The 9,812-nt window shown below is 57.7% G+C and carries 8 protein-coding genes; 6 read left to right on the top strand and 2 right to left on the bottom strand.

All coding sequences use genetic code 11. The features are described from left to right. The first annotated feature begins 1,000 nt into the window (after positions 1–1,000). Complete coding sequence (locus P0M12_RS02250) at positions 1,001–1,996, top strand: HNH endonuclease (RefSeq protein WP_277377407.1); 996 nt, start codon at positions 1,001–1,003, stop codon at positions 1,994–1,996. A 4-nt stretch (positions 1,997–2,000) separates the two neighbouring features. Here P0M12_RS02250 and P0M12_RS02245 read toward each other — a convergent pair whose 3' ends face one another. Both P0M12_RS02245 and P0M12_RS02240 read right to left on the bottom strand, forming a co-directional pair. Beyond that, complete coding sequence (locus tag P0M12_RS02245) at positions 2,001–2,900, bottom strand: HNH endonuclease (protein ID WP_277377406.1); 900 nt, start codon at positions 2,898–2,900, stop codon at positions 2,001–2,003. Between the two features lie 105 nt (positions 2,901–3,005). Next, complete coding sequence (locus tag P0M12_RS02240; RefSeq protein WP_346772262.1) at positions 3,006–4,886, bottom strand: DUF2075 domain-containing protein; 1,881 nt, start codon at positions 4,884–4,886, stop codon at positions 3,006–3,008. A gap of 378 nt (positions 4,887–5,264) precedes the next feature. Here P0M12_RS02240 and P0M12_RS02235 point away from each other — a divergent pair, with 378 nt between their 5' ends. Genes P0M12_RS02235 through P0M12_RS02215 form a run of 5 tightly spaced genes read left to right on the top strand, consistent with a single transcriptional unit; the run spans position 5,265 to position 9,743 of the window. After that, positions 5,265–5,990, top strand: coding sequence for a hypothetical protein (locus tag P0M12_RS02235; protein ID WP_148209217.1), 726 nt, complete (start codon positions 5,265–5,267; stop codon positions 5,988–5,990). Further along, a complete protein-coding gene (locus P0M12_RS02230; protein ID WP_058227713.1) occupies positions 5,987–6,940 on the top strand; it encodes a protein phosphatase 2C domain-containing protein in 954 nt (317 codons plus the stop codon). Before P0M12_RS02235 ends, P0M12_RS02230 begins: the two co-directional genes overlap by 4 nt. Beyond that, positions 6,900–7,568 carry a hypothetical protein gene (locus P0M12_RS02225; protein WP_141695793.1) on the top strand — a complete coding sequence of 223 codons (669 nt, stop codon included), beginning with the start codon at positions 6,900–6,902 and terminating at the stop codon, positions 7,566–7,568. Before P0M12_RS02230 ends, P0M12_RS02225 begins: the two co-directional genes overlap by 41 nt. A 20-nt stretch (positions 7,569–7,588) precedes the next feature. Then, positions 7,589–9,112 carry a DUF4407 domain-containing protein gene (locus P0M12_RS02220; protein WP_277377404.1) on the top strand — a complete coding sequence of 508 codons (1,524 nt, stop codon included), beginning with the start codon at positions 7,589–7,591 and terminating at the stop codon, positions 9,110–9,112. Positions 9,113–9,128: 16 nt separating this feature from the next. Next, on the top strand, positions 9,129–9,743 hold the full coding sequence (locus P0M12_RS02215) for a hypothetical protein (RefSeq protein ID WP_058227710.1): 615 nt from the start codon (positions 9,129–9,131) through the stop codon (positions 9,741–9,743). The last annotated feature ends 69 nt before the right edge of the window (positions 9,744–9,812 follow it).

Below are 9,812 nucleotides of genomic sequence, written 5' to 3'. Positions count from 1 at the left end.
AGGTACTTGAACGATGCTGTTCTGTAGTGCAGTGAGGAACGGCAGATCTGGATAGGTGCGGTGCGTCCAGCGATGCCATCGCGAAGGGTGACGTGGCCCGTCGCCGACATACCATGTGGGGACAGAGTGCTCGGAGATTTGCTCGGTTAGCCACTCCACCTGCTGACGAAAGTGGTGACGAGCGTCCCCGGCGGGGGCCGTTATCCCGTACGCAAGCAACACACCCTCAGCGGAACGGATACTCGCTGCGAGATCCGGCCGGGCTTGCAGCCACCCCGGGTCCGTTGCCCCAAGCTTCGCTATTGCGCCGGTTGCATGTGAAGGCAGAGCAAACAGGTTTGCAGTGCCCACCGTGGTGAAGCCGAGCAACTCAGCCGCGAGTTCAACCCGCCGCAATGTTCGCAGGCCGTCAGTGAGGGGTGGATTTGCCAGGATTGCAACTAGTCGCCGGCTTGCTGGTGCCATCAGAACGGCCACCTGCTCGGAACAGTGCCGCGAGTTCCAGACGGACAGCCATCCCACTTCGCCATTTTTCTTGCGCTACAAATGATTACGTTGTAGTCGGTGCAATCGAGCTTACGGATCCACAGTGACGCGTCTACTTTGGCGTCGTGCGGACTTTGGTTGAATTGCACGTCTACGTCTCCGGGAATAGTGAGGTTATGTGGATCGCCGATAGCGAAGATCCAGACTGGTCTTTGCTCGCGGTCACGGTCAGCAAGGCGACTGAATTGTTGTGGGGGGGGAAAGGACTGAATTGGGTTTTCGTCAGTAAGACTATCCCTGCGCAGATTGCGTCGACGAGATGCGTGGATACTGGGTCGGGGGCGGAGTGTTTCGAGGGTGCGACGGCGCATTTCTGTAATCGCAGCGCCTGGCTGAATCTGGTCAGACTGATCGGCGGCAGGTCGGTGGCACGGGTTGCTGCAGGGTGAAAGCGTTCGTTGGGCGCCGGCTACTGTGTGAATGTTGCAGTCAACCTCGATGAGGGAAGTGGATCTTGGCGCCGTTGGCGATTTCTGAGTTTCTCGACCCGACACCAGCGGCTTTGTCAGAGCAGTGGACGTCGGTATTGGCGCGCCAAATTCCTCCGCCAAAAACGAACCAAGTGAACTTTGTGCCCTCCGAAGTGGTGCTGTCGCTATGCGCTTCCTTGTTGGTCGACCACAGCAGGTTCGGTAGCGGGTCCGCTCATCGTGCCGGCATGCCTGTGCAACACCTGGCGCGATTATTCAAGCGTCCACCGACCAGCTTCATAGCGAAGATGGCAAACCTCGACGGGAGTCGCAGCAACGGGGGTCGGCACGAAGTCGAAGTTGCGGCGCGGATGCTCTCAGACAGCGAGCTTCTTCAAGATATTTATCTACGAATTTTACGGTCGGCCAGGCTACATGGAATCGACGAAGTTGCTTTGCCGGACTTCCTGGGTCTCGAGCACGGCGAAGTACTGTGGCTCGCTGGTCAGGAAGAGCTGGTGGAGAGCGAGATCGAGAAGTCATTGGAACAGACCCTCGAAAAGTGGGCCAAAGTGCGCGACGATATTCCGATAGAAACCACGCAGCGATTGCTGACTTCCACCGTGCGAGTGGGGCAGCACCGTTTCGCGGAAGGCGTGCTTCGTAATCACCAGCACCGATGCGTGTTTTGTGGACTCAGCGCGAATATCGGCGGACGTCGCCGTCCACGACTTCTCACAGCGAGTCACATAAAACCCTGGCGCGACAGCACCGGCAAGGAACGCCTCGACCATCGGAATGGTTTCACCGCCTGCCCGACCCACGACGTCGCCTTTGACACAGGACTCATCACCGTCGACAAGGAACTCAACCTCCACTACGCACCTGGTGTCGAGAACGAGATGCTGACCGAAGGCCCGCTGCGGGCGGCGCTCGGAAAGCCACCGCTCACGGACCGATTGATACTCCCCGATGCTGCTGACCGGCCAGACATCGCGTACCTGGACTGGCACCGCACGCAGATTTACGTCGCATCATGAGTGCCTACGCGGTGGCAGGCGCCTGAGGTATCCAGGTGCAGCTTTCGCGATGTCGACGTAGTGCATCCATATTGGGATGATGAGCTTGGTTGGCGGGCAACCGGAGTGGCGCGCCATCCAATGGTTCGTACTCTGTGCCCGTCAGCTTCGGGTCGATGCGGATGAGGAGATTCTCGTCCACAGTGATGCGCAGGAGGTCGAACAGTGTGTGAATATCGGCACGCAGTAGAAGTCCGTTGGTCACGTGATGCGAATGGTCGCCGAAGTATCGGTCGATGTGGGCTGCTTCAAGAACCGCGAGTACCGGGGATCCGGTAACTGCGCACCTAGCGTCATAACCATCGATCAGGGAGTCTCGGAATTTTCCTTGCCCACGACGAATATTGATCATTCGTTGAGAGCGTGTGCGTACATCGTCGCCAAGCTCGTACGGCTCATCAATTGGGTAGATGTCTATTGCCACGGCGGCCGCAGATTGGGGAGCTACGTCGGAGGTGGCTTTGAAGAGTGACTGGAGGTAGGTTGCCTGGTGGGGTTCAGGAAATCCACGCACTGTCTGAAGTGACACGTTTGTCTTGAGGTTCTTCGTGACCTCGGTCCAGCGAGGGTTCGATTTTCGCTCGTTGCTGTTCAGACGAAAATGGAATCGTCGACGGTAACCGGACTCCGGATCGGACCAAGGGACTGACGAATTGCCGATATCGGTTTCATCCGTGACTGCGGTGGCCCAGCCAGCGAAGCCAGCATCAGGGTTCTTGCCCTTCTTTGGCGCCCCTATCCAAAAGAAGACGTCATCGCCGTTCTTGATGCCGAAGCTCTTCGTCATATCCCAGAATCTGTTCTCCTGGGCGATCTTCCAGTGTTTCGGCAACTCTCCAGTGATTGGAATTACCCAAGCGGCCATCGGACATGCACCTATCCGGTATCGCACCGGGTGGAGGCATGTCCTGTGGCGGAAGCCTGTCGGGCCGAGCTCGTTTTCTGTTAGAAGTGTGTTTCGAACGGAAGGTCAGAGGTGTTCGCTTACCAACGAACGCAATGCTTTTCGGGTCTCTTCATCTGTCGAGTAGATGACAGTCCCAACCATTCCTCGGGTGAGCAGAACTTTGTAGATGTTGCGGATCAAGCGATTGAACCGGACGTCACCGATCTTCTTGGTGTTTTTGAGATCCGGGTCGCGGTTGGCGGTGCGAACGGTAGTAAATGCGCCGTTGCGCCAGACGATGTCCGGTCCGAGAATGACACCGTTCCAGTCGTATTCGAACCCCTGCGCGGTGTAGACGCATCCAACTTGGCCGAAGCCTCCGTCTTCCGTAGCCCAAAGCGGGGCAGGAGGTGCGTCTCCGATTCTTCTGTCACTCTTGCTGTTCCAGGGACGGGACCAGTTGTCGATCTCTACGTCCGGCACGAGAGTGCCATCTTTCTCGGCGTTGCTCCACGGCCAGCAATACCCGGCCGTCATGCGAGCCGAGTATCCACGTTCGATCTGTTGTGACAGCAGATGTTCCATCTCCTGCGGTGTGTCGGCGATACGAACTGAGAACTGCGGATCGCCAGCCCAGGCTACGGGCTCACCTTCTGCCAGTCCGAGAAGCTGTTTGACCCAGAGAACGTACTCTTCGCTACCACCACAACGGAATTGCTCACCGAGGTGAACGTGCTGCGTTTCCAATCCGAGAGACTTTGCATGTCGCTCGATCTGCTCCAGTGATCCCATCTCGCCGGGTCGCACCACCTGGTACTCGTCGAGCAGGAAAACGGGGACGCGTGCTGCTGCCATCAATTCGTCGAGCTGAGGACGCTCCGTTCGTAGCTCTGCCTTGGTGTAGCGGTCGACTGAGGTCTCACGGATACGGTGAGCTTCGTCGAGAACTAGTACGTCTAGTCCGTTGCGGTCAGCGGTCATGAATTGGTTGAAATACTTAAACATCTTCTGCACGCGTGGAGCGCGAGCACCGGCGACCTTGCGAAGTGTCTGAGTGAAGGATCGGGAACCTGTGGCGTGCAATACCGTTCGACCGCGCCGCGCGAGTTCACCGACTAAGGACAGTGCGACGACACTTTTTCCACTGCCAGGCCCTCCGGTGACGATAATGATTCGCTTGTGATCGAGTTGGTGAGCTTGATCCACTGCGTGGAGTACGAGGTCGACAGCTAGTTGCTGCTCACCAAGGAGATGGAACTGCGGTCGATCGCGAACCTCGGCGGCAGCTACCTTGAGCAATTGTTGAGATGGTGCCACTGCGGAACGGATCAACGTATCACCGGCAGTGTGTCCGGAGGACTCAGTCGAGAGCCGAGATTTGAGGAAGGTTTGCATATCTCCGCGGTCGGCTCCGGTAAACAACCGGCCGCCGAGGGAGACGGGATACGACCGTAGTTCTGCGACGGCTGCGGGATCCGTGGCGTTGTGGAGGTAGGCCACGCCGGCAACCGCATCGGGCTGATCTGCAAGAGCCTTCGCGAAATCTGACAGATACTCGCAATAGCCCTTGACTTGTGCGACAGGGTGCAGTTTGGGGCCACCGGGCATCCCCGGCACATCGACGAGGTCAATGCTGCCTTCATATCGTTGGGCGGCCGACCATTGCTTGAGTTCCACCACGACATATGACGGTTGGCCGGTAGTCGGATGTAGTCCGGCAAGTACGACATCAGCGCGCTGAGACGTGAGAGGTAAGTGGTACTCGACCAACATCTCGACGCCACCCAGACCGGCTTCGATCAAATCATTGGCTAGAACGGGAAGGCTGCGGCTCCACGACTTCTGCTCCGATTCACTTGCGCGCCGACCGGTACGAAATAGCATCTGTTCCAACAGCTGTTCCACCAAGGAATCAGGATTTGCCATCGCGCCAATCCTGTTGGCAGAAGTACGAAGCAAGGTCACAGTGACATCCCCCAGGCAGCACGAATCGAGTCGTGCGGGTGGGGGCATGTCCGTAGCTGTGAATCACAGCGGAAGTCCGTCGGGCCGCGCTCAGCACTTTAGCGGAAGCGAGGTCTTGCGCATCGAGCGACTCGGGGACTCGCTGGAGCGAACTGCGGCGGGTCGACTGGCGCTCGGACGGCTGAGATTTCAAGAGACTTTAGTTCGACTACTCCGTCTGAGGTCTATCCGAATCCTTGGGCGAACCAAACCTGCTGTAACTTCTGAGAGGGCGTACGATATGACTGGTTTGGACTGTTTATGAGCCACGCTAACGGTCAGTTGAACCGATCACGCTCAAGTCGGACTTTTTCGGTTGCGTTTTCCAAAGGAGATTGCGTGTCTACATCGATGAGCATTGAGGTGCAAGAAGCATCCTTGCTGCCGTTCTACCTGGTATTCGATGTTTCCTACTCGATGGAGCCGGTAATTGGCGAGGTTAACAATGCAATGAGAGCACTCAAGAACGAGATCCTCAAGGATCCGATTCTCGGAGATATCGCAAGGGTCTGCGTACTGTCATTTTCAGACGAAGCACGTATTGACGTGCCAATGTGTGACCTCGCAGATGACACCCGCATCACGCGAGAGGACTTCTTACAGGTCCGCGGTGGCACGTCGTTCGCTCCGATATTCGACCTGATCGGTGAGCGTATCGCCGCCGATATTGCCGATCTCAAGGGACATGGAGAAGGCAAAGTATTTCGCCCGACAGTGTTTTTCGTGACCGACGGTGTGCCGACGGACGCGGTTCACGAGTGGAACTCAGCGTTCACTCGACTCACTTCCGTAAAGGCTTACCCAAACCTAGTTCCGTTCGGCCTGGGGGACGCAGACGAAGAGGTACTGCGCGCGATCACCTTTCCTCCCTATCGGCAGGACGGGTACTTCTTCATGGCTAATGCGGGCACAAGTGCGGAGCAGGCAATGCAGGCAATCACCCGGATTGTTACCCAATCCGTTGTGAGTTGCACACAGTCCGCGGTGGCGGGCACTCCGGGCGTCGTCATGGACACTCGGGGGACTGAAGGACTCGTGAATATGCGCAAGATGGATGTGATGTGACGGTCCCTCTCGACGGTCTGCAGGCGCCGGAGAACGAACCCGTCTTGCCTTGCGAGAAACTGCCTGAACCTTTTGTCGTCGGTGATGCGGGTCGCGCATACCTCGAAATCGTCGGTGGCGCACCGTTCTCGACGGCTATGCCTTCGGATGCGGTGTGCGACGGGTTCGACTTCGAGGGATGGGCACTACGGGCGGCCTCGGTTCGAGGGCTGAGTCACAGACACGCAGGCACTGCCCGCCAGGACGCGTATGCAGTGCGATATGCGGCGGAAACTGACCGACTGGTGCTCATCGTCTGTGATGGCGTGGGGAGCGGCGTATTGTCCCATATCGCTGCGGATGTGGCGTCAACGTTTCTTGCCGACGAATTGATCGACTGTGATCTCGGCGATGATCCAAACTTGTGGACGGGGATCTTTGCCGACGCGTCGGCAGCAGTCTGTGTTCGAGCTCGACAGGTGCTCGGACGTTCCGATGCCGAGATTGACGACGTCCGTGCAGTGATGGCGACTACTGCTGTGGCTGTTGTAGTTTCAGCAGTTACTCAACCGGGTCCGTGGGAAGTCTGCTACGCGGCCGTCGGCGACAGTTCGTTGTGGACGGCGCGCCATCACGCATCGGATGAAGCCTTCGAGGGTTGGACTCCAATTCTGGGTGGCAAAATCAATGACGGAGAATTCGCCTCGAACAGGACATCGGCACTGCCGCTGTGGGTCGACAGCCCGGTGAGGTCGGAACACTTCGAGCTTGACGGGGAAATGCTGTTGTTGCTGTGTACCGACGGAGTCGGCGATGCCTTTCTCGGTGGCGCCGGGCCGGTTGCTATCGAACTCGGCTCTGCGTGGTCGAGTCCTCCCACCCCGTTGAACTTTGCGGCGCACGTGTCCTTTGGCCGCCGCAGCCTCCTCGATGATCGGACGGGAATTGCTCTCTGGTCACCTGGCGGCTGATTTCCGCGTTCCTGTTTCCCGCATGCAAAATTCGCTGCGAGCGATTTGGGCCGATCCTTATATCGTCTGTCTCGCAGTCGTTGCCTGTATGCCAGTGCTCGCGCTTGTTTCGGCGAGCATGATTGTGTGGCGTCCACTCGGCATTGTCGGGCTTATTGTGGGGGCCTATTGGTTCCCGCGCGTTCACCGCGCAACTTCCGACATTTTTGGTGCGTTTGCTCCGAAGTGTGACCGGGCAGTTGGTGAGCACTGGGCGCTCGGAGTCGGCGTGGTGCTTGCAGCACTCGTGATGTCTGTTCCTGTCACGCAGATCTTCTTCGAGGGGGATCTTCGGACATTTGCAGCGCCGACGATTGCACTAGCGGATACGGGCGAGCATGTACTGGTCGGTGGAATTCCTGAAGCGATTTACGGATCTTCGCCTGAGGAACCGTCTTTCGTGCCGTGTCGTACCGCACAACGACTCGTAGGGCAGACAATGTCGTGGCCTTGTTATTCAGCGGTTGGATATCTGCGTTTGTGGCGGATACCGACCGCATTCCCAATGCTGTCGTGCATCGCTTTGATGTTCGCCGGTTACCCGTTGGTGCTGCTCCGTGCTGCACGAAACCGCAAAGTAGTGAAGTGATGGCAGAGAGCTCTCAATCAGTGGAACAGAAGTCCGGACGAGGATCTCTTTTCCTCGCTGGTCTGGCAGGGGCTCGTAAGGATGTGCTTCAACTGCTTCCCGCTGCGGTAACCAAGCAGGCGGCCATGGGCGCGGTGCTGTTGACTACTGCGGGGTTTGCCGCGGTCTCCGCGGCGTACGCGCTCAACATCACTCGAGTGATCCCGAGTCCATGGCTGTGTGCCCCGGTCGGTTTGCTGTGGGGTCTGGCGATCCTCAACCTCGACCGGATGCTCGTCATTGGCCTCGCTCAAGAGAAAGGCATCGGGCGCAACATCGCTTTGGCCTTGCCTCGCGTGATCCTTGCGTTCATTATCGGCGTCGTCATTTCGACACCGCTGATGCTCAAGATATTCGAAAGCGAGATCGATGCGCAGCTGAATCGGAGCATCATCGAAGCTCAAGGCGACCTGCAGTCGCAGATAGACGGATCCCCGATCGCATTGCAGCTCGGAGCGGCGCAGGAAAGGCTTTCGGAGATCGACCGGCTCGTCAACGCCGGCGATCCGGCGAGTAGTCCCAGCGTTGGTGCAGTGCAAACGGAGATTGTGGCGCTGCAAACCAAGGCAGATCAAGAGAAGGCAACCTACGAACGGCTGTTGGCGGAGGCACTGGCGGAGGAGGACGGAACCGGAGGCACGGGTGTCGCAGGATGTGCGGACTCATGCCAGTCGAAGAAGGCAGCCTCCGCCGAAGCGCAGGCGCTGTGGCAGAGTACCCGCGACCAAATTGCGGAAAAGCAGAGTGAAAAGGCAGGTGTCGTCGCAGCGGAGTCTGAGGAGGCGATCGCTGAACGCCCGGCAGTTGTTGCCAACATCGAGAAGCTCAAGGGCCAACTCGGCGAGACACAGAACGCCGGCTATGCATTGGAAGATGCCAATACCGGCATCATCGCGAGACTTAAGGCGCTGAAGGCGATTTCAGGTAACGACTCGACCGCGAGCAATGCACACCTTGCGGTCACATTGCTGTTCATGTCGATGGAAGTTCTGCCAGTTGTGTTCAAGGTAATATCCAATCTTGGTCGGCGAAGCCAGTACGACGAGGTAGTCGAGGACCGAGAAGCCTATGAGGTGGAAGCGGCAACGGCGGACTTGAAGCTTCGGCGCGATCGTGACGAAATCCGTCGTACTGCCGAGATGGATGCCGAGAAGGACCGAGCTGAGAAGCAACACGAAGTCGTCAAGAAAATCAACGCAGCTGTAGTGGAACATCAGGCCGCTGTGATCGATGAGGCACTTGCACTATGGACAGTGCATGCGAAAGATGTTGCTGCACTGAGATTGAATGATTGGTCAGCATCCCTCGCCGCGAACGGTAGCACTGCACCGATCGTGGCTGGGACAAATGGCGGTTTCTCCAGTGGACCGGGAGCGCCGGCGGGTGCCGGAGTGGGTAATGTCGGAGCCAGCTCCGGGCCAGCCAATGCCGCTTCTGGACCTCAGATCACTCAAACGATTGTGACTGGCAGCATGCCGGTCCCACCCCCGATTAGCGCCAACTGAACCGACAAGGGAAATTATGTCGATTCCTGTATTTGAGCTGGATACCGACGAACCTGATCCAATCAGGTTGGTTATTGCTTTGCCTGCAACTGATTTCGGACCCGGATCGGCCTCGGAGGTGGCCTCTGCGGCGGTGACCTACCTCGCCGACAGGTTGATGGCAGATCCTCAACTCGAGGATCTGTTCGCGTTGGCACTCACTCGTGGGACCTATTGTATTTTCGATAGCGCCCGCGATGGATTGGTGGCACTACGGGATCCTTACAGTCTGCTCGAGCGGCGCGCGGCTTCCGGCGGTGGGTCCGGAGTTCTCGCCGGGTACAACGGGTTTGTTCTCGACGTGCGATGCAGCATCGACGATGCAGAATTGTCTTCAAACAAGGACTCTGTTCAACGATTGCTCTGGCTGATCGGTGAGCATGCCTCAGACGCACAGCCGGAAGCCCACCAACGGGTTTGTGCAACAAGAACTGTCATCGATCAGTCGGGATCGCCGGATTTGCTACGCACAGTGTGTGCGCATTTTCTAGACACGGTGGTGCTTGATGATAGTGGTCCCACCACGCAGAAATGGCTTCAGTCAACTGTTTTGAGTCAGCTGTTGACCGGCCTAGGGTCTATCGTCGAATAGCCATGTCATTGAATTCACTTCTTGTGCTCAGTTGCCCACTACTGCACACACAATCCGGAAGAAGCAGGG

This window comes from Rhodococcus sp. RCBS9, assembly GCF_029457415.1.
Classification (GTDB): domain Bacteria; phylum Actinomycetota; class Actinomycetes; order Mycobacteriales; family Mycobacteriaceae; genus Rhodococcus_F; species Rhodococcus_F qingshengii.
The sequence above is the reverse complement of the archived record's forward strand: the minus strand, read 5'-3'. Positions and strand labels throughout refer to the sequence as shown.